Origin of the sequence: Brevibacillus porteri, assembly GCF_003013475.1 — a bacterium.
GTDB classification, from domain to species: Bacteria; Bacillota; Bacilli; order Brevibacillales; family Brevibacillaceae; genus Brevibacillus; species Brevibacillus porteri.
On the sequence record NZ_PXZO01000004.1, the window covers coordinates 106,735 to 127,276 of the forward strand.

Here is a 20,542-nt window from a genome sequence, read left to right on the forward strand (position 1 = left end):
TTGATCGAATATAACCTGAAGCTGCCGAATCTGGCAGCTTTTTTTGCTCCTTTCTGAAAGCGCTCACTGATGTGCTACAATGTGGTAAACAGGAGGGGTTCGCTTTTGGTCGAGTTCACAGAAAAATGGTTGCCCACATACATTCGCCGCGATTTGGCGGTCTTATTTTGCGGTATCAATCCAGGGCGTATATCAGCTGCGACGGGTTTCCACTACGCCAATCCAGCCAACCTGTTTTGGCGTGGATTGTACGAAGGCGGCCTGACACCTCACAAGCTCTTGCCCGAGGAAACCGCTACCCTCTTAGACTACAACTACGGTATTACCGATCTGGTATCACGCCCTACCCGCTCCGCAACAGACCTGCGCAACGAGGATTATGCCACAGGGGCAGAGCTGTTCGTCCAAATGATTCAGACTTACCGGCCTCGTGTCATTTGTTTTAACGGCATTACTGCTTTTCGTCACGCGACTGGACAAAAAAAAGAAGCCATTTCACTGGGGCTGCAGCCAATCAGGTACTTTGGGACAGAAGATTGGTCTGGCAGCTATGTGTTTGTCGTCCCGTCTACCAGTGGGGCTAACGCATCTTTTACACGTGAGGAACGAATCGCCAAGTTTAGTGAGTTGAGTCATTTTTTACGCGAGATGAATTGGCACCCTCTTCCCGCGCCTAAGTAGATCCTTTCGTGTCAACCACTCCTCTTCTTCCATACAATACTTGTAGCTCTGTACGCAAGGAGGGGCATCAGCAGTGGACGACCTCATCAAAAAAATCCAGAACAGATACGCCATGACTGTTCTGCATCACAAAACCATTCGGGATACATCCAAATCATTCGTCATTTACTTGGAAACAACCAATGGCAAATTCATCGGAAAAGCTTTCCCTCTGCAAAAGGAACGTTTACATTTCATTCTGAATGCAGAAGCGCATTTGCGCAAAAACGGCGTACTCATCCCCGACATTCAACGAACCAAAAATAATAAGCGTTACATCACTCATAAAGAAAATCTTTTCGTTCTTCACCAAAGACTATCCTGGCCAAATATTGCGTATAACTCCCCTATTCGAATGGAACGGATCGGCATGGTATTAGGCAAATTTCATGCGAGGTCGCTCGGTTTTTCCTCCAACCATAGCATCCTTTACAATGGCGCAGAAAAATGGTCAGTAGAGTACAAAACAGATTTAGCTGCCATTGAGAAGTGGGAGCTTCGACACGCCAGGAAGAATGATCAAAAATACGCTGCGCTCACGGAATATCTTCCTTTTTTTAAACAAGCCGGGATCACAGCCAAGGAACATTTGATATCCTCTCCATACTTCTCGAAATGGAAAAAGGAACCCCTAAGCAATCACTATCTCTGTCATGGAGATTTTAACAATGGGAATTTGCTCGTCAGTAATCAAAGAATTGCAATCATTGACTGGGAGGACGTTCGTTACGATTTTCCGTCCAAAGACATTGCTCGTGTTCTATCCCTTGCGATGCGAAAAAATGAGCAGTGGAACGAAGAATGGTTCTCTCATATATTGCGTGGCTATCTCCAAGAAAATCCCTTATCGATTGAGCAACTGCATTTGCTCTTTGTCGATCTCTCTTTCCCGCATATCATTGAACGTTTTTTACGCAAGAAGCTGTATGCCCAGATGAGCCTTGCTGAGATTCAACAGTTTTGCAATCGGGAAGCTCTCAAGACCGCCTATATGTTAGACGAAATGAAGGCCCATGTATATTAGACGCAAGGCTATAGCCTGTCTATACACATAGGCCTTCCCTATTTTACTGATGTATACCGCTAAGTCTGAGCCAGCTTCACCAATGAGCTTTGCTGACGAGTATATTGAATGAGCTCTGCCGCCATCTCGTAATAATTGAAGGGTGTAATCAGATAGATGCCATTGAAGTAACGAACGGCCGTGTCGACCAATTCCTTCGCGATTGCGATCCCTTCCTGGCGGGCAGCCTCTCCCTGTACCTTTTTCATCCGTTCCAGAGCTTCTGTCGACAGCTTGATTCCCGGCACTTCATTATGCAGGAACTCCGCATTGCGCGAGCTGGTCAACGGCATGATCCCGATAAAGACAGGAATGCCGATATGCTTCGTCGCCTCGTATACATTCCGAATGGACTCTGCATCGTACACAGGTTGTGTCATAATGTAGTCCGCGCCTGCCTCGACCTTTTTTTCCAAGCGGGCAACGGCAGCATCCATATTTCGGACATTCGGATTAAAGGCCGCGCCCACGATGAACTGGGCTTTTTGCTTTAACGGACGTCCTGAGAACGAAACTCCTTCGTTTAACTGCTTCACCATGCGAATCAGATCAAAAGAGGTCACATCAAATACCGAGCTGGCACCTGGCAAATCCCCAAAGCGCGATGGATCCCCAGTAATCACCAATATTTGGTCGATCCCCAAAGCGTGCAGCCCCATTAAGTGCGATTGCTGCCCAATCAGATTGCGGTCCCGGCAAGCGATGTGTAAGAGCGGATCGATTCCATGTCTGCTCTTCATGAGTGCTCCGAGAGCCATGTTGCTCATCCGCACTGTCGCCAACGAGTTATCCGCCAACGTAATGGCGTCCGCTCCGGATTTGTGTAGCTCGCAGCATCCGTGGAGAAACTGGTCTGCATCCAGATCACGCGGCGGATCAAACTCGACAATGATCGTCGTTGCTGTTTTTACGCGCTCGACAATGCTTGGTTTCTCCCTCTCCCTCGTGTACTGCACAGAAATCGAAGGACGATCACCAGCTACGATGGTCGGGTTCACACGCGCTTGCGGCTCAAGTGACTCAAGTGCATCCGCAATCGCCTTCACATGTGCAGGTGTGGTTCCGCAGCACCCGCCAATCAACCGTATCCCCTGCTCACGCAAGCGAAGCGCACTCTGTCCAAAATATTCAGGTGACGATTTAAAAGCGTATTCGCCGTCAGTCATCCCCAGACGCCCCGCATTCGGGAATACGGATAAAAGTGCATCTTCTGGAATCACTGTATTTTCAAACGAGCGTAGCAATTCAGCAGGACCAAGGCGACAGTTTAGACCGATCACGTCAGCGCCTGCGGCTTTTAGCTCGGAAAAAGCATCTGTCAAAGCGTAGCCATCACGTGTGCGTCCTACTTCCAGAGTGGCTAACTGCGCGATTACAGGGACATCTGTGAGCGGACGGATTACCTCGATCGCCAGAAGCAGCTCCTCCAAGTCCACGAACGTCTCCAGAATCAGTCCATCTACGCCCGCATGCAACAGAGCAATCGCCTGTTCCTCATACTGGTCACGGTATTCGTCCAAAACCTTTTTCTTCACCCGTCCAGCCAAAATCGATCCGATGCTCCCAGCCACATAAGCATCATCCTGTGCGGCTTCCCGTGCAATGGCGACTGCTAGCCGGTTAATCCGCGCTACCTTATGCTCCAGACCGTAACGGCTCAATGCATCTCGGTTGGCAGAATACGTATTTGTCTCTAGGAAACGTGCACCGGCCTGATAGTAAGACGTATGAACTTCATGTACCAAACGCGGGTTGGATAAACACAGCTCTTCAAAGCTGACGCCAACCGGGACGCCCAGCCCGTGCAGCTGGGTCGCCATCGCACCATCTCCGACTAGCAGGTGGTCTTTCAAATAGGCTCGTAAATCTTTCTTTCTCGTCGTCAACTCAATCCCTTCTCTCCCAGTTTCATTTATCTTTACTACTTTCCTTACACTTCAAAAATAGATGGACCTGCGTTGAAATAACGTGCTTCAGGATGTGCAAATACCATCGCGGATACGGAAGCTTCTGGCTCCATCATGAAGCCCTCTGTCAGCTGAACGCCGATATCCTCTGGACGCAGCAGACGGAACAACTGCGCCTGATCTTCCAGGTTCGGGCAAGCAGGGTAACCGAAGGAGACACGAATGCCCTGATATCTAGCACCAAAGCGCTCGAGCATCGTCATCTCAACCGGATCAGGAATGCCCCACACGTCGCGCATGACGTGGTGAATTCGCTCTGCAAATGCCTCTGCCAGCTCCAATGCCAAGGATTGGAGGACATGAGAGCGCAAGTAGTCACCACGCTCTTTTAGCTCTGTAGATTTTTCGCGAATCCCTCCCCCAGCCGTTACGGTCAGGAATCCGACATAATCCATTTCCTTGCTCTCCACTGGTCGCAAGAAGTCGGACAGGCAAAGATGAGGTTCTTCCAGCTGACGCGGGAACGAGAAGCGCTCCAGCAGCTTGCTGTGGTCTTTTGGATCATAAACCAAAATATCGTTGCCATCTGACTGAGCCGGGAAGAACTGATACACGCCGTGTGTCGTAATGGTTCCTTTTTGCTTCGCTTCATTTAATAGCTCTTCCACAATGCCGTACAGTTCCAGTACCTTCTCGTCGCCTGCCTCTATCAATCTATCTACATTTCCGCGAACACCGAGGTGTTTTCCGAGGAGCATCCGCAGGTTCAAATACGGTTGCAGATGGCTGAGCGGGTATTGTCGCAGAACATGTCGTTCACAATCTGGTGGCAGATGGATCGGAACCGTTCTGCTGACGGCTGAGCGAGCTGGCAAAGGTGCTTTTTTCTCCTCGATGACAGGTTGAGCCGTTGCAACTGCTTCCAGCAGATGTTGCTGTTCCTCTACCAAGCGATCACGTTCTTCCGGATTTTGCAGACGATTTACGAGATCCAGACCATCCATGGCATCTTTTGCGTATAAAACAATTCCACGGTATTCCGGTGCGATCCGGTTCGATGTGAACTTGCGCGTCAACGCCGCACCGCCAACCATCATCGGGATATCAATGCCTGCATCACGCAGGTCTTGTGCTGTAATGACCATTTGCTGTGCGGATTTTACCAAGAGTCCAGACAGACCGATGGCATCCGGCTTTTCTTCTCTGCATGCGGCAATCAGTTGCTCTGGCGGTACCTTGATCCCTAGGTTCACGACATTGTAGCCGTTGTTTGACAAAATAATTTCCACGAGGTTTTTTCCGATGTCGTGTACATCGCCCTTGACTGTCGCCAGCAAGATTTTCCCCTTGGCAGCGGCATCGCTTTTTTCCATGAATGGCTCTAAAAACGAAACGGATGCCTTCATCACTTCCGCGCTCTGCAATACTTCTGCCACGATCAGCTGGTTGCCGTTGAACAGGCGACCGACCTCTTCCATCCCAGCCATCAACGGACCGTTGATGATCTCGAGCGGTGTGTATTTATCCAGAGCCAGCTTCAAGTCTTCCACCAGGCCATCCTTGGAGCCTTCGACTACATAACGGGCCAAACGTTCCTCGAGCGTTAACGAGGAGACTTCCACACTGACTTCCTTTTTCTTTTGGCGATAAAATTCGGTGAAGGCCGCCAATGTCTCATCATTTGTCTCGAATAGAAGAGCTTCTGCCAGCTTTTTCTCGTCTTCTGGGATCGAAGCATAGCGCTCCAGCTTTTCCGTGTTGACGATGGCGTAATCAAGCCCTGCGAGAGTTGTGTGGTACAAGAAGACTGCATTCAGCACTTCCCGACCCGCAGGAGGCAAGCCGAAGGAAACGTTACTGACACCCAGGATCGTCTTGCAAGCAGGCATTACCTGTTTGATCAAACGAATTCCTTCTACGGTTTCCTTGGCAGAGCCGATGTATTGTTCATCCCCTGTCCCTACTGGAAAGACGAGTGGATCGAATATAATATCCTGTGGCTTTATGCCATACTGGTTGACAAGAATGTCGTACGAGCGTTGCGCGACCTCCAGCTTCTTTTCGCGAGTGATAGCCATACCTGCTTCCTCAATCGTTCCAACGACAACGGAGGCACCGAATTTGTGAATAAGCGGAACGACTTCCTCAAATCGCTCCAACCCGTCTTCCAAGTTGATCGAGTTGAGAATGGCCTTCCCTTGCGAATAGCGAAGTCCCAGTTCCATGACCTTGGCATCTGTCGAGTCGATCATGAGGGGCGCTTTTACTTTTTTCACGATGAACTGTAGGAATTTTTCCATATCTTCGTATTCATCACGGTCGGGGTCAGCCAAGCATATATCGATGACATGTGCGCCGCGCTTCACTTGTGCTCGGGCAATATCAGATGCTTCTTCATAATGACCAGCTGCAATCATTTCACGGAATTTTTTGGAACCGATGACATTGGTCCTCTCCCCTACTAGCAAGGGACGATTGTCATCTTCGACGTAAACAACCTCGATCCCGGAGACTGCGCTCAGCGGTTCCACAGCTGCACTGCGCGGCTTGCAGTCTTTCAACGCTTCTGCCATCGCTTGAATATGGTCAGGCGTTGTTCCGCAGCAACCGCCAGCGACGTTTATCCAGCCCTGATCAGCGAATGCCCGCATTTTCGAAGCAAGTCCCTGTGGCGTTTCATGGTAATGGCCGTTCTCGTCTGGCAAGCCTGCGTTCGGATAACAGCTAACCGCACATTGGGCAATTCCTGACAGTGTCCGCAGATGATCACGCATGAACTCTGGTCCTGTCGCACAGTTCAAACCAATGGAGACTGGCTGTAAATGCTCCAAGGAGATGTAAAACGCCTCGATGTTTTGGCCCGCCAGCGTTGTGCCCATCGGCTCAATCGTACCTGACAGCATCACCGGGAGCTCCTGTCCAAGCTCTTCAAAAGCTTTGCGAATCCCGATTCCGCCAGCCTTGACGTTTAACGTGTCTTGCGAGGTTTCCAATAGAAGAACATCGGAGCCGCCAAGAATCAGACCTTTTGCCTGACGATAATACGCCTCGACCAGTTCTTCGAAAGTGACACCGCCTGTCAACGCAAGGGTTTTGGTCGTAGGTCCCATTGCACCTGCTACAAAACGCGGCCACTCCTCCGTAGAATAGGCATCCACCGCTTCTCTGGCCAAGCGGGCTGCGGCTATATTGATCTCAAGGTCTTTTTCTGGCACATCGTACTCAGCCAAAACGATGGAAGCAGCACCAAACGTATTTGTCTCGACGATGTCTGCGCCCGCCGCTAAATATTTCTCGTGAATGGAACGGATCACATCTGGTCTGGTCAGGTTCAGGAGTTCATTACAGCCATCATAGGCTTCACCGCCGAAATCATCAGCAGTCAGGTTTGCCTGTTGAAGCATGGTGCCCATTGCACCGTCCAGAATCAGAATTTTCCGGGAAAGTTGTTCGCGAAAAGTTGGTTTCATTGACGTGCCCCTTTTCTACCTTGCATCGGCTTATTCTCCGTAATTGGGTAAATAAAAAAATCCTCTTCTTTGAAAGAAGAGGATTTGTCAGCAGATACGAAAACGCCTGAGACATCCTCTTATCTTTCAAAGCACGTAGCTTTGCTGGAATTGGCACCGGATTTTTACCGGTTGCCGAGGCTTCATCAGGCCAGTCCCTCTGCCTCTCTGGATAAGAGTCGTACACTTGTCATTTAGTTGTTTGGCGAAATGTCTTGAATGTTTGCAAGTATCTTAACACCCCCTTTGTCTCCCCGTCAATTGTGAATTGTCTATTTTTTACTGAGCCTCTCCTCTTACGCGCCCATTTTTGCCTAAGCTGGGCATCCGCCCAGTCCAATATCGGCATTCGTGTATAGACTGGAGTATAACGGAAAGGAGGGGAAACAAAGATGAGTACATCATTCTGCGGAAACGGATTCTTCGGTGACTGCTTCGCAATCGTGCTCGTGCTGTTTATCCTGTTGGTAATTATCGGGTGTTCGTGTGACGACTGTTAGATAAGCGTTTAAAAAAGGCTATCCCAAAAGCCATCAGGAATGGCTGCGGGATAGCTTTTTTTCTTGTTATTTGGTGATGATCTTGCCTGTCACGGCATCCAGAGTAATATATTTGAACGCCAGCTTTTCGTCACTCCACGGCACATACGCCAGCTTTGGTTGCGCTAATTTTTGCCCATCCACATCTCTCATCAAATAGACCAGCTTCAAAGGCATGACGCGTAAATACTCCTCAACAGCCTTGTCTTTTGAGACTATCTCGTCGGATGCTGGAAGCTCCACCAGCTCGTGTGTCTCTCTGTAGTTTTCAAACTTTGTCACTTTGCCAGAAGACGGATCGACTGTTACTGAATAAGCCACTTTTGGCCAGCGATCCTGTACTGGAATGCCATCCTTGCTCATGAGATATCTGAATTCCCATTCGCCCGATGACACAGGATTCGCTTCGTCTGGCTGTATGACTTTCGCCAATTGCACTTCTTTTATGCCTGGATCAACGTATTTAGGCAGAAAGGCAAGTGCAGCCTCTTCCGCTTGCTCGCGTTTGACTGTCACTGCTGTATCGGAACGCGGTGTCCCCAGCCCGACGACACTGCCTGTTTCTGCGAGAACTTCTACGCCGATATACTTGTCATTTTTATCATTCCAGACGTATTCCTTGCGTCCGTCACGGTTACTCTCTCTATAGGTCGAGTCATCCACTTGTATGCCGAATTCCGCTTGCAGCAACGCTTTTGCCTCATCCTTGGAGCGAACCTTGACGTATTCCTTTGGAGATTCGATCGGATGTGCTTCCTTCGTATTCAACTGATCATAAGCAAGCCCGTTATCTCCCGTTCCATACACCATCTTGCCATTGGTCGCGTCGATATACCACTCCTGACCATCTTCACGTCCTCTTTGCATGAAGGAAACAGCTGGTGTGTACTCCAGAATGGGCTGCCACATATCCCCTTGTTTTGATTGTGGCTGTATTCTCGGATTCTGCACGTATCGAAGCTTCATATGCTCGCTCAGCTCTTTGATGGCTACCTCTTCTGACACAGCAGTCGATACATCCGGGTACTGCGACGGCTCAAATGATTCGAGCCCCTTATTGAAATATTCGAGGTGGCCAGAGTCGGTTGTTTCGATGCTTATTTCATCAGACAACACCGGCATCCCGTTATAGTATCTCAGGTACAATCCCGGATGGTTGGCGTCCAACAACCGATAGTTCTCGCTATCAGCCCCGAGCAGCTTGTTCAGGAACTGTCGCTCTTGCTCCAATGCTTTTGCTCCTTCTGCTCTTTTCTGGCTCTTTGCTTCCTTTTCATCCTTAAACAGAAGCCTATAATGTTCCAATGCTTGACCATTGCCAGTGATCACAAGGGAAACCTGATGTCCCTCTTTGTTCGTTTTCCCCAAAATGAATGACATGCCATCGTGGTTCTTTTCTTTATCCAAAAGAAGAAGGGATGGGCTCAAATCGGGCATGGCATCTGTCAGCTTGGTGAAAAAGGCTTGTTCGCTCTTGTTCAATCGCCCGAAAAACGCGACTTGCTCACGTTGGTCAATTCCAACCGACATTACGTCGAACGGGACGGGCTGGCCGTTTTCGATCCGTTGATAATTCACGCTCATCCATGGGTCTTTTACCATATGCTCGTCGGAATAGATCTGAGTCTCGACGAGCTGATAGGTCTTACTTTCCTCCCCCAAAAAAGCTTGAAGAAATGCGCTTGCTGCATTCTCAGCAGTCTTGGCTGATGGCAATTTCCCTTCCTTCTGTTCTCCCCGATCACCATTGATTGTAAAGCTCTCAATTTGTCCTGTCTGTATATCATAAGCAACCTTGGCACGCTCATTATCGCCTTCCAGTAACATGAGATCACTGATTCCATAGCTTGTACGATCCACTCTTATTGTCATCTTGCTCAAGGCTGGAATCACTTTTTTCAATGGTAAGACGGCCTCTTCCGCCGACACCATTACACTGTTCTGATTTGCCTCTTTATTATTTGTTTTCGTAGCAGTCGTTGCAATCGCATTCGTTACATTCTTGCCACTTGGCAACTGTGGAAACCAGCCTTGCTGGTGCATTCCCACAGCAGTAACCGCCAAGCAAGCTGCCAGCGAACCCGCCACGAAAATTCTGTTTCGATTCTTGTGTTTATTCTTTGCAATCGCACCTCTAATCCGCAATTCCATCTCTTTTGTAAACCTCACGTCTTCTACAGATTCTTGACTCCCATTCCGTACCGCTTCGCGCATTTGCTTATCTACGTCCATTCCAATCCCTCCTTTTCACACAATGCCTTAAAATGTTTTCGGGCCCGGGACAATTGGGTTCGTACGGCATCTTCTGAAATATCCAACACTTGCGCAATCTCTTTTATCGACAAATCTTCATAGTAATGGAGTACCATGACTTTTCGGTACAGCGGCGAGAGCTTCATCACCTGCTCCGCTACTTGTACCTTGCTCATTCGTCCGATGACTGCCGATTCAACATTTGCCGTGTCTACTTTTTCCGGGGGTGCTTCCTCTTTGGAGAGGTATGTAGAAAAAATTTGGCGAAAGGACCACGAACGCAAATATTTGCGGGACTCGTTGATCGCAATTCGGTAAAGCCACGTTTTCACGCTACTCTGATGGCGGAACTGATCCAGACCCCGATACGCCTTCAGGAACACTTCCTGGGTAATGTCTTCCGCGATTCCCCGGTCCTTGACGATCAAGTAGGCGAGCTGCACGATGTTGTCTCCGTACTCACTCATGAGTCTCGTCAGCTTCTCCTCGTTGGTCAGTTGCAGCGTCCAGTCCGCTTCGCTACTTTTGGCACTTGCATTCACGCGTTGTTCACCTCCTTGTTTCGTGTTGATATGTATTTGATCCAGCTGGCTTATTTTTGTGACAAGATTATCCAACTATTTTATCTATCATCCTTTTCCCTTCTTCCACTGCTGCACTCCGTTGCGTTGCTTTCATTGTCAGCGCACATTGCTTTTGCTATCATGAGGCTTATTGTAGAGCGAAAGGAACGAGATGACATGGCTGACTTGCAAGCACGTGAAAAAGACAAATTTCTGTCCTGTTTGGAGACCATAAAAGAACTATCCAAATCCGAGTTTGAAACCTATTCCATCGTTAAGAATACCGAAACCGGGGAACATTATCTCCACTATTTTTTGTCCCACATTAATTTATCCGAGGGAGGCAGAAGAGACGATTACGATCACTTCCTGCTGATTGAATCTGACGATATTTTAGCGATTATGTTTGGCGAACAGCCATACCAGTTTCCGGAGAACTGGCGCTCCGCTTATTTGCGCAGTGGTAATGACAATCGATTGATCCCGTTCGATCCATCGGAAAATTACGATCTGGACGATGCCGCTGCTGCCGAGCTGGCCATGCTCGAAAAGCTGGAACAGTACAAAGAGCAAATGATGAACGCGGATAACCTCAGCGCGGAAGAAAGAGAAGAGCTGACCAAACAATATTTCGCGGAATTAGATAAGATTTTGCAAAAACCGGAACAGTGAGTTGCATCCTGACGGTTAAAACAGCTATAATTCTAGAGAAACAAACGAATCGTTGATGAGGAAAGTACTCCTTGTGCGAGGCTGTAGCGAGTCGGGGACAGTGTGAGCCCGATGCCAAACCATGTGAGGAAACGCCCCTCGGAGATGCGGCCTGAACATCCTACGCCAGTCAATATGGGCAACGGATCGTGTAGGGCTATGCCGGGACTGCCCGTTACAGCAGGTCAAGCGGTTTTTGTCTTCCAAGTTTACTGGAAGGGAAAAACAACAAGAGTGGCACCGCGGGAGTATAACCTCTCGTCTCTTTTTCACAGGAGACGTAGAGGTTTTTTTATTTGAAAGGAGTAGAAATTTTAGATGAGCTACAAACACCAAGTCGCTGAAAAGATTGCCGCTACGCTCTCCTCGATGGGCGTAGACACACTGACAAAAGAAGCCGTATACGGCATGCTGGAAACACCACCAAACCCTGCAATGGGCGATGTGGCCTTCCCTTGCTTCCAATTGGCAAAAGCATTGCGCAAAGCCCCACCGATGATCGCAGCAGAGCTGGCTGGACAGCTCTCCGGTGCACCATTGCGCGAATCACAAGCAGTTGGACCGTATGTGAACCTGTTCCTGGACCAAGAAAATGTAGCAGAGCAAGTAATCGGAACAATCATTACGCAAGGCAGCACATATGGAAGCAGCAATGTCGGTCAAGGACGCAAAGTACCAATCGACCTCTCCTCACCGAATATCGCCAAGCCGTTTTCCATGGGGCATCTGCGCTCTACTGTAATCGGAAACGCGATTGCCAACATCATGGAAAAGCAAGGCTACGAGCCAGTGCGCATCAATCACTTGGGTGACTGGGGTACGCAGTTCGGTAAACTGATCGTTGCGTACCGCCTCTGGGGTGACGAAGCAAAGGTAAAAGCAGAACCAATCAAGGAGCTGCTCAGCCTCTACGTACGCTTCCACGAAGAAGTCGAAAACGATTCTACGCTGGAAGACCAAGGCCGTGAATGGTTCAAAAAGCTCGAGGATGGCGACGAAGAAGCACAGCATCTGTGGAAATGGTTCCGTGATGAGTCCCTCAAGGAATTCATGAAGATTTACGACCTGATGAACGTAGCCTTCGACTCCACGCACGGGGAAGCATTCTACAACGACAAAATGGATCGCGTTGTAACGTTGCTCGAGGAAAAAGGTTTGTTGACTGAATCCGACGGTGCGATGGTTGTGAACCTCGATGAATATAACATGCCGCCATGCCTGATCAAAAAATCAGACGGCGCTACCCTGTACGCAACGCGTGATTTGGCTGCTGCCCTCTTCCGCCACGAATCGTATGATTTTGCAAAAGCACTCTATGTCGTAGGGAACGAGCAACGCCTCCACTTCCAGCAGCTCTATAAAGTGTTGGAAAAAATGGGCTATGCGTGGTCCGCAAATATGCACCACATCCCATTCGGCATGATGCTCAAGGACGGCAAGAAAATGTCCACGCGTAAAGGCAAAGTGGTTCTCTTGGAAGAAGTGTTGGCACAAGCCATTTCTGATGTCCAAAAAGTCATCGAAGAGAAAAACCCTACGCTATCCAATAAAGAAGAGGTGGCTCGTCAAGTTGGGGTAGGCGCAGTTATTTTCCATGACTTGAAAAACTTCCGCCTGAATGATGTCAACTTCTCCTGGGAAGAGATGCTGACCTTCGAAGGGGAAACTGGACCATACGTGCAATACGCACACGCTCGTGCATGCTCGCTCTTGCGCAGAGGTGGCTACCAGTCAGCAACGACAGTGAACCTGGCTGCCGGTGCACTCGACAGCAAAGAGGCTTGGGCAGTGATTACCCTCTTGAACGCGTTCCCAGAGGTAATCGAACGTGCTGCCGATAACTTCGATCCGTCGCAAATCGGCAAGTATGTAATCGACCTGGCGCAAACGTTCAACAAGTTCTATGCGAATGTACGCATCCTGGCTGAAGAAGAAGATGTGAAAGCATCCCGTCTCCAGCTCGTAGCAGCAGTCGTTGCTGTACTAAAGGAAGGTCTGCGTCTGCTCGGTTTGGCTGCTCCAGAAGAAATGTAAGAAAGAATACGAAAAGCCGGTTGCCTTCCTCTTGCGGGGAAGCTCCGGCTTTTTTGATAGTCCCGTGTCATCATCATTCATCTGTGAGATAATGAAACGATGGCAGATGAATGAGGTGATCAACGATGGGAAGACGTGTACATTTTGGAAAGACGGATTTTACCTTGCGTCTCACTGGCTTACATACCTTCTTAGCCTTGAAGAGTACCATCACGTTACCGTATCAATCGATCAAGCATGTCGAGGTCGGTTCTTTTGTTCCGCCAAAATGGATGTTGCGCATGCCAGGAACGTCTATAGCTCCATTGAACATATATGAAGGAAGCTTTCAGCACGGAAATGAGTGGTACTTCCTTTCTTTTGCCCAGACTGATTCGTTGTTGATTCTAAAAGTAGAGGGTCATGTTAAATATCAGCATGTCATTGTACAGCTGGAAAACCCAACAGAAGTAGCGGCCACATTGCGAAAATACTTACACGAACAATAGGTCCCCTAATAAGCGATCACACTTTCATGGCAAAAAGCCCCGACATATCAAGGTTCGGGGCTTTTTCATATGCACATGAGAATTTTACATCGTCAAATTTTCATAGATCACTGACATCCCCATGCCACCTGCCATGCACAGCGTCACCATGCCATACTTCTCTCGTCTGCGCATCATTTCGTTCATCAACGTCACTGTCAGTTTAGCACCAGTAGCTCCCACAGGGTGACCCAAGGCAATCGCGCCTCCATTGACATTCACCTTGCTCGTGTCCAGCTCCAGGCATTTGATTACAGACAAAGCCTGGGCGGCAAATGCCTCGTTCAATTCGATGAGTCCAATGTCACCCTGCGTCAATCCCGCTTTCTCCAGAACCTTCTGCGTGGCGGGCACTGGTCCGATCCCCATCACGCCAGGTTCGACGCCTGCGCTGGCAAAAGCCTTGATTTTCACGAGCGGAGTCAAACCCGCTTCCTCCGCCTTTTCACGAGACATCATCAATACAGCGGCTGCGCCGTCATTCATCGGACACGCATTTCCGGCAGTGATGGTTCCTTCTTTTTGAAAAACACTTTTCAGCTTAGCCAGCTCTTCCAGCTTGATATCATGGCGAACGGATTCATCTTGCGCAAATACGCGGTTGCCTTTGCGATCCTTGATTTCAATCGGAACGATCTCACTCTCGAACGTACCCGCTTCGATTGCTGCCGCTGCTTTTACGTGACTCTCGTAGGCATATCTATCCTGCTCCTCACGGGAAATACCGTACTGTACAGCCAGCCGTTCAGCGGTCATCCCCATATGCTCATCAGTCAGCGAGCAGATCAAGCCATCGGACAAGAGGGCGTCCTCCATAGACAAATTGCCGAATTTGCTGCCCCAGCGGTTCTTCACGAGGTAGGGAACATTGCTCATGGACTCCACTCCCCCCGCAATCACCACATCCTCTTGACCTGCTGCTATGGCTAGCGCACCGTTGCCAATCGCCTTCAATCCTGAACCACATGCTTTGATGACGATGTGACCATAGACATTGCGTGGAAATCCCGCCAGCTGCGAGCTGATACGTGCAGCATTGAGTCCTCCCCCATGTACGTAACCATTGCCAAAAATCACTTCATTGACTTGTTCCTTCGGCAAATCAACCTTATTCATCAAGCCTTCCAATACTTGCCGCCCCAGCTCTGTTGCCGGTATGTCACGCAGGCTTTTCCCGAATGCACCCACTGCACTGCGCACACCCGCGACTATGACCACGTCTCTCATGCCACAGCTCCCTTTCGTTTTTACGCCATTACAGTACACGGTTCAAAAATTCTCTCGTGCGCTCTTCTTTCGGGTTGTTGAAAATTTCTTGGGGTCTAGCCATCTCGATGATCTTGCCTTGATTCATAAACGCAACCCAATCGGCGACTTCCTTGGCGAACCCCATTTCGTGCGTCACAATAATCATCGTCATTCCTTCTTGCGCGAGCTGCTTCATTGTCTCTAGCACTTCCCCTACCAGCTCTGGGTCAAGCGCTGAGGTTGGTTCGTCGAAAAGCATGATCTCAGGCTTCATCGCCAGCGAACGAGCAATTGCCACGCGTTGCTTTTGTCCACCGGAGAGGCTGGACGGGTAGGCGTCTGCTTTTTCAGAAAGACCTACCTTTTGCAACAGCCGGAGCGCTTCCTGCTTCGTTTCTTCCTTATCCGCTTTCTTTGCAATCAGCGGTGCCTCCATGATGTTTTCCAGTACCGTTTTATGCGGAAACAGATTGAAGTGCTGGAACACCATGCCTACCTTTTGCCGTACTTTGGTCAGATCCTTTTTCGGGTCGATGCTTTTCCCTTCGATATAGATCTCTCCGCCGTCCTTGATCTCCAGAAAATTAATGCAGCGAATCAATGTGCTTTTCCCCGATCCACTGGCACCGATCAAGACGACGACCTCGCCCTTTCCGACTTGCAAGGTAACATCCTTGAGAACTTCCACTTTTCCAAAGCTTTTCTTCAAATTTTGCACGCGTATCATTTCTCTTTGCTTTTCCATCGTCTTTCCCCTCCGCTTTACGCCTCTCCTTTTGCCAGACGCTTCTCCATGATGTGGACCACATACGTAAACGCCATGACAATAACCAAGTAATAGAGCGCCACAATCAAAAAGTACGTCATTTCATCAAAGGTTTCCGCAGACAAGCGGCGGGCCAGTGAGAACAACTCATCCATGGCAATGAAAGCGGCCAGAGACGATTCCTTCAAAGACAAAATAAACTGGTTGCCAAGTGGCGGGATCGATCGTTTCATCGCTTGCGGCAAAATGATCCGACGCATAGTCTGACGGGTGGACATGCCCAAAGACAGCCCTGCCTCCATTTGTCCTTTATCAATCGACTGAATAGAGCCCCGGAAAATCTCTGCGATATAGGCTCCGCTGTGAATCGCCAGAGCAAGCGCTGCAGACCAAAATTGACCCAGGTCAATGACTTTGTAAAAGCCGAAATACAAAACAAAAATTTGCACGACTAACGGCGTACCGCGAATGATCATGATGTACGCATTGGCTATGAAACGTGCAACTGGAAGCTTGGACACCTTTAACAAGGCGACAAACAATCCGATAATCGAGCCTACGATAACAGAAGCGATCGTCAGCTGAAATGTCAGCAGCAACGGCTTCCAAAAAAACGGCAATGTCCGGAGAAACTCTTCTGTCAGATGGGCAATACTGGGCACTTGATGCCACCCCTCACTCGTAATGGAATATGCTTGTTATATCAACTACTATTCGGCTTTGCTGATGTCGCGATTAAAATACTTTTCGCTCAATTTGACGTAGGTACCATCTTCCATCATTTGCTTGAGCACTTCGTTGATCTTGTTCAGCAATTCCGTATTTCCTTTGCGCACTGCGATTCCATGCTTGACTTCCGAGAGTGGCGACCCGCTTTTCTTGAGCTTCAAGCCTTGCCCAATGGCAATCTCCCCTACGACGCTATCTGTAATCACGACATCATGTTTTCCCTGCTCCAAGGCACGCAGAGCCGTTACATCACTGTCATACGTTTTGATGTTATCCGTATACTCCCGCGCCATCTTTTCATGTGTAGTGCCGAGTGCAACTGCCACTTCCTTGCCTTTTAATCCTTCTAGCGTGCTAATGGTCCCATCCGGGCGAACGAACAGTTGACCACCGGACAAGTAGTACGGGTCTGCGAAATCAACCTGCTGCTTCCGCTCTTCTGTAATCGCATGGCTGGCAATCGCCGCATCGTAGCGTCCTTCCTTTACCCCTGCGATAATACCGGAAAAAGGCGACGTGACTGGCTTTGGCTCAAGCCCCAAGCGCTTGGCGATCTCATTACCGATCTCGACATCAAAGCCGGTCAATTGACCATCCTTGAAGTAGCTGAATGGCTGATATTCACCTGATGCCGCGTATACAAATACGCCTGCCTCTTTTGTCATGGACGATGCATTTCCAGCAGTAGCCCCACCCGCTTGACCTACCGCGCTGTTAGTGGAAGCGCCTTGGCTACATCCGCTTACAAGTAGTGACAACGAAAATACGACTCCTGCGATTGTTTTCCATGTTTTTTTCATCTGTTCCATCCCCCAATTCTTTATGTTCGCGCTTACAATTCTCATTACTCTACTATTTGTAAATTTTCTGAAATTATTAGCGGTGCTCCGGTATGCGTGATGACATTTTCCAAGGTGTACGGGTACATGACCTCTGTCAAAAGCAAGCCTCTTTGCGTGACCTCGATAACGGCCCTCTCGGTGATAATGAGATCAACGCAGCCCTTCGCCGTCAGTGGCAATGTGCACTCCCTGCGAATTTTGGGCTCGCCTGTCTGATTGACATGGCTCATGAGCACGATTACTTTCTTCGCGTAATAGGCTAGCTCTGCTCCTCCACCAATTCCGTGAACGCGTGAGCCAGGAACAATCCAGTTTGCCAGATCTCCTCGGCGATTCACCTGCAACGCCCCGATAAACGCTGCATCCAGCTTTCTTCTTCGGATCATGCCATACGCTATGGTACTGTCGAAATACGATGCCCCCGGTACAACGGTAACAGGTGCTCCACCTGCGTTGGAAATATGCTCGTCCTCTTCTCCCTTTAACGGCGTAGGGCCGACTCCCAAGATTCCATTCACCGAGTGAAACATGACTTGCCATTCATGCGGGATAAAATCAGCGACGAGCTCAGGTATCCCAATCCCCAAGTTCACTGCCATTCCGGGAGCGACCTCTTTGGCTGCACGCCACGCAACCATATTTCGCTGATCCATTTCCAATCCCATTAGCTGTTCCCTCCGCCACGAACCACGATATAATCCACAAAAATGCCAGGCGTCACGATTTTATCCGGGTCCAGCTCTCCTACAGGAACGATCTCCTCCACTTCAGCGATCGTGATATCTGCGGCCATCGCTACTAGCGGATTCAGATTTCTTGCCGCCTTGTCATAAATGAGGTTTCCGTAAGTATCCGCCTGTTTCGCATAGACGATCCCTACCTCCGCTGTAAGGGCAGCTTCAATCTGACAAGTTCTTCCGGCAAAAGCAAATGGCTCTGCTCCTTCCATTCGCTCTCCTCTCACATGCGCATCTACAACGATTCCCGGAATGCCAACACCTCCTGCCCGAATCTTTTCTGCGAAAATTCCTTGTGGACAAAATGTCACTTCCAGCATCCCGTCCATCATTCGTTGACCTGCTTCGGGATTGGAGCCAATATGTGTGGTTATCAGCCGCCTCACCCGTCCATGACTAATCAGCTTTCCGATTCCGATTTCCGGATACCCCGCATCAATTCCGATGAGTGTCAAGTTTTGCACGCCTTTGTGCAAGATCGCATCAATCAAGTGTGCTGGGGAACCAATCGTGCCGAATCCGCCATACATCAGCCGGGTGCCATCCAGAACATGCTCCACTGCTTGTTCGTGCGTCACCAGTTTTGATAACATCGCATGCTTTTCCTTATCTCTTATTCTTGGGTCAATCGCTTACGTCCAACTATGTAATAGCAATTCTTGTGCCAAGCCTTAAAAGGGCAAGAAAACGCAATCAAGCTAAAAGCATTCCTTTCCGGTTGAGTCGAAGTAGATTCACTTTCGAATCGAAAAGTAGGAAAAGTCTAACTTTTTTCTTGAATCTATTTCGACTCAACTATTTTTAATTTCGATTCACTATACAACGATCAATTTGATCTTGTACAATCAGTTGAAAAACCAGGGAGCTACTCAACATGGAAAAAGCTGCGGAGATACTAGCACTGTCTTCTGTTGATCGTTTTATTGACATCTTGAACACACTGGCAGATGGCATATTCATTGCTGATGCGCAGGGAACTACTTTATGGTTAAACAATGCGAGTGAAAACCTGTGTGGCTTACCAAAAGCTGAACTCATCGGGCAAAACGTATCCGACCTCGAAGAAATGGGGATTTTCAGTCCTTCAGTCACCCGCTTGGTTTTGGAAACGGGAAAACCGACCACAACCATTCAGCTCGTCAATAATAAGGGAAAATTCCTGGTGACTGGACATATCATCCCGGATGAGGACGGGAGACCGGAGCTGATTGTTTCCCACTCGCGCGATATCACCGAGGCAGCCCGTGCCAGTTCACAGCTGGAAGAGACAGTCGCTTTGCTAAAGCGGTACAGCGAAGAGATTCAGCTCATGAAATGGGAAGCGAGCCAGAGCTCCTCCCAAACCTTGATTGGCAACAGCCGTTCCTATCTAGCCCTGCTAGAATTAATGAAAAAAGCAGCCCCTGTCGACACGACCGTGTTTATTACGGGTGAAACAGGTGTAGGAAAAAGCTATCTTGCGGAGCAAATCCACCAGTTGAGCGAACGAAGAAGCGGGCCGTTCGTCCACGTCAACTGTAGCGCCATTCCTGAAACCTTGATCGAGTCAGAGCTGTTCGGCTACCACAAAGGGGCATTTACGGGGGCGAGTCACTCGGGGAAAATCGGATTAGTGAAAATGGCGGACAAAGGGACGCTTTTCTTGGATGAAATCAGCGAGCTTCCCTACCACTTGCAATCGAAATTACTGCTGCTTTTGCAAAACAAAACATTTATGCCGATCGGCGGCACCAAAACATACACAGCTGACATCCGCATCATAACGGCAACGAATGCCAACCTTCAGGAACTCGTGCGGTTGGGCAAATTCAGGCACGACCTGTACTATCGCCTAAATATTTTGCCAATCAATGTTCCGCCATTACGGGAGAGAAAGGACGATATTTTCCCTTTACTCCACCACAATTTACAGCGATTCAATAGCAAGCATAACCAGAAACGTCGTTTTTCCCCGGAAGCGCTGGATGTTTTGCATCAATACGAATGGCCTGGGAATGTGCGGGAGTTGGAAAATTTGGTAGAGCGGATCGTGATTACGTCCAAGCTTGATGAAATCCAAGTCAGTGATTTGCCAGAAGAACTGCGGAGTATTCGTGAGCTGGAGGAAGGGATTCTTTCACTCGGTTCTCTTTCTCTTACAGAGCGGATGGAGAAAATTGAGATGGAATTTATTCTGCAAGCATTGCGCACACACAAAACGACTCGCAAAACAGCAGCAGCCCTCGGCATTACCCAGTCTCTTCTCATGCGACGGATTAAAAAGTATGGGATTCAACTGGATTTTGAGGACGAGTGAGTCAACATAGTGGAGGAGAAGAAAAAGCGCAGTTCTCTTCGACTCTGACACGCCCTCAAGGGGGATTGACTGTCCGTCTCCACTTAAAAAAGGGGACC

General features: G+C 49.0%; 17 protein-coding genes and 1 riboswitch. Of the genes, 7 read left to right on the forward strand and 10 right to left on the reverse strand.

What is annotated here, in order from left to right:
- Nucleotides 1-105 precede the first annotated feature (105 nt).
- On the forward strand, nt 106-681 hold the full coding sequence (locus C7R92_RS05255) for a mismatch-specific DNA-glycosylase (protein WP_106833457.1): 576 nt from the start codon (nt 106-108) through the stop codon (nt 679-681).
- Between the two features lie 73 nt (nt 682-754).
- A complete protein-coding gene (locus C7R92_RS05260; protein WP_106833458.1) occupies nt 755-1,744 on the forward strand; it encodes a phosphotransferase in 990 nt (329 codons plus the stop codon).
- Between the two features lie 59 nt (nt 1,745-1,803).
- On the opposite strand, the gene C7R92_RS05265 is transcribed toward C7R92_RS05260, so the two are convergent.
- Nucleotides 1,804-3,669, reverse strand: a complete 1,866-nt coding sequence (locus C7R92_RS05265) for a bifunctional homocysteine S-methyltransferase/methylenetetrahydrofolate reductase (protein ID WP_106833459.1) — start codon at nt 3,667-3,669, stop codon at nt 1,804-1,806.
- A 44-nt stretch (nt 3,670-3,713) separates the two neighbouring features.
- Complete coding sequence (gene metH, locus C7R92_RS05270; protein ID WP_106833460.1) at nt 3,714-7,160, reverse strand: methionine synthase; 3,447 nt, start codon at nt 7,158-7,160, stop codon at nt 3,714-3,716.
- Nucleotides 7,161-7,276: 116 nt separating this feature from the next.
- Nucleotides 7,277-7,378: riboswitch (SAM riboswitch) on the reverse strand.
- Between the two features lie 213 nt (nt 7,379-7,591).
- Between metH and C7R92_RS05275 the strand changes: the two genes are divergently transcribed.
- Complete coding sequence (locus C7R92_RS05275; RefSeq protein ID WP_007724452.1) at nt 7,592-7,699, forward strand: YjcZ family sporulation protein; 108 nt, start codon at nt 7,592-7,594, stop codon at nt 7,697-7,699.
- A 66-nt stretch (nt 7,700-7,765) separates the two neighbouring features.
- On the opposite strand, the gene C7R92_RS05280 is transcribed toward C7R92_RS05275, so the two are convergent.
- Entirely contained in the window at nt 7,766-9,970 is a 2,205-nt protein-coding gene (locus C7R92_RS05280; protein WP_106833461.1) for a YcdB/YcdC domain-containing protein, read from the reverse strand.
- Complete coding sequence (locus C7R92_RS05285; RefSeq protein WP_106833462.1) at nt 9,961-10,533, reverse strand: sigma-70 family RNA polymerase sigma factor; 573 nt, start codon at nt 10,531-10,533, stop codon at nt 9,961-9,963. The genes C7R92_RS05280 and C7R92_RS05285 overlap by 10 nt, the downstream gene beginning before the upstream one ends.
- A gap of 198 nt (nt 10,534-10,731) precedes the next feature.
- Here C7R92_RS05285 and C7R92_RS05290 point away from each other — a divergent pair, with 198 nt between their 5' ends.
- The 3 genes from C7R92_RS05290 (at nt 10,732) to C7R92_RS05305 (ending at nt 13,787) form a co-directional block, all read left to right on the forward strand.
- Complete coding sequence (locus tag C7R92_RS05290) at nt 10,732-11,226, forward strand: hypothetical protein (RefSeq protein WP_106833475.1); 495 nt, start codon at nt 10,732-10,734, stop codon at nt 11,224-11,226.
- Between the two features lie 357 nt (nt 11,227-11,583).
- Nucleotides 11,584-13,299 (forward strand): arginine--tRNA ligase, encoded by a 1,716-nt coding sequence (gene argS, locus C7R92_RS05300; RefSeq protein WP_106833463.1) that lies wholly within the window; start codon nt 11,584-11,586, stop codon nt 13,297-13,299.
- Nucleotides 13,300-13,424: 125 nt separating this feature from the next.
- Entirely contained in the window at nt 13,425-13,787 is a 363-nt protein-coding gene (locus tag C7R92_RS05305; RefSeq protein WP_106833464.1) for a hypothetical protein, read from the forward strand.
- An 84-nt stretch (nt 13,788-13,871) separates the two neighbouring features.
- Here the strand turns inward: C7R92_RS05305 and C7R92_RS05310 are convergent, their stop codons facing one another.
- From C7R92_RS05310 to C7R92_RS05335, 6 genes are read right to left on the reverse strand one after another with little or no spacing between them, the layout of a single operon-like run.
- Nucleotides 13,872-15,053 carry a thiolase family protein gene (locus C7R92_RS05310; RefSeq protein WP_106833465.1) on the reverse strand — a complete coding sequence of 394 codons (1,182 nt, stop codon included), beginning with the start codon at nt 15,051-15,053 and terminating at the stop codon, nt 13,872-13,874.
- A 28-nt stretch (nt 15,054-15,081) separates the two neighbouring features.
- Nucleotides 15,082-15,819: an amino acid ABC transporter ATP-binding protein gene (locus C7R92_RS05315; protein ID WP_106833466.1), complete on the reverse strand. Its 738-nt coding sequence runs from the start codon at nt 15,817-15,819 to the stop codon at nt 15,082-15,084.
- A 17-nt stretch (nt 15,820-15,836) separates the two neighbouring features.
- Nucleotides 15,837-16,502 carry an amino acid ABC transporter permease gene (locus C7R92_RS05320; protein WP_106833467.1) on the reverse strand — a complete coding sequence of 222 codons (666 nt, stop codon included), beginning with the start codon at nt 16,500-16,502 and terminating at the stop codon, nt 15,837-15,839.
- Between the two features lie 48 nt (nt 16,503-16,550).
- Nucleotides 16,551-17,369: an ABC transporter substrate-binding protein gene (locus C7R92_RS05325; RefSeq protein WP_106833468.1), complete on the reverse strand. Its 819-nt coding sequence runs from the start codon at nt 17,367-17,369 to the stop codon at nt 16,551-16,553.
- A gap of 44 nt (nt 17,370-17,413) precedes the next feature.
- Nucleotides 17,414-18,076 carry a 3-oxoacid CoA-transferase subunit B gene (locus tag C7R92_RS05330; RefSeq protein WP_106833469.1) on the reverse strand — a complete coding sequence of 221 codons (663 nt, stop codon included), beginning with the start codon at nt 18,074-18,076 and terminating at the stop codon, nt 17,414-17,416.
- Nucleotides 18,076-18,741, reverse strand: coding sequence for a CoA transferase subunit A (locus C7R92_RS05335; protein WP_069852271.1), 666 nt, complete (start codon nt 18,739-18,741; stop codon nt 18,076-18,078). The genes C7R92_RS05330 and C7R92_RS05335 overlap by 1 nt, the downstream gene beginning before the upstream one ends.
- Before the next feature lie 281 nt (nt 18,742-19,022).
- Between C7R92_RS05335 and C7R92_RS05340 the strand changes: the two genes are divergently transcribed.
- Nucleotides 19,023-20,444 carry a sigma-54 interaction domain-containing protein gene (locus C7R92_RS05340; RefSeq protein ID WP_106833470.1) on the forward strand — a complete coding sequence of 474 codons (1,422 nt, stop codon included), beginning with the start codon at nt 19,023-19,025 and terminating at the stop codon, nt 20,442-20,444.
- The last annotated feature ends 98 nt before the right edge of the window (nt 20,445-20,542 follow it).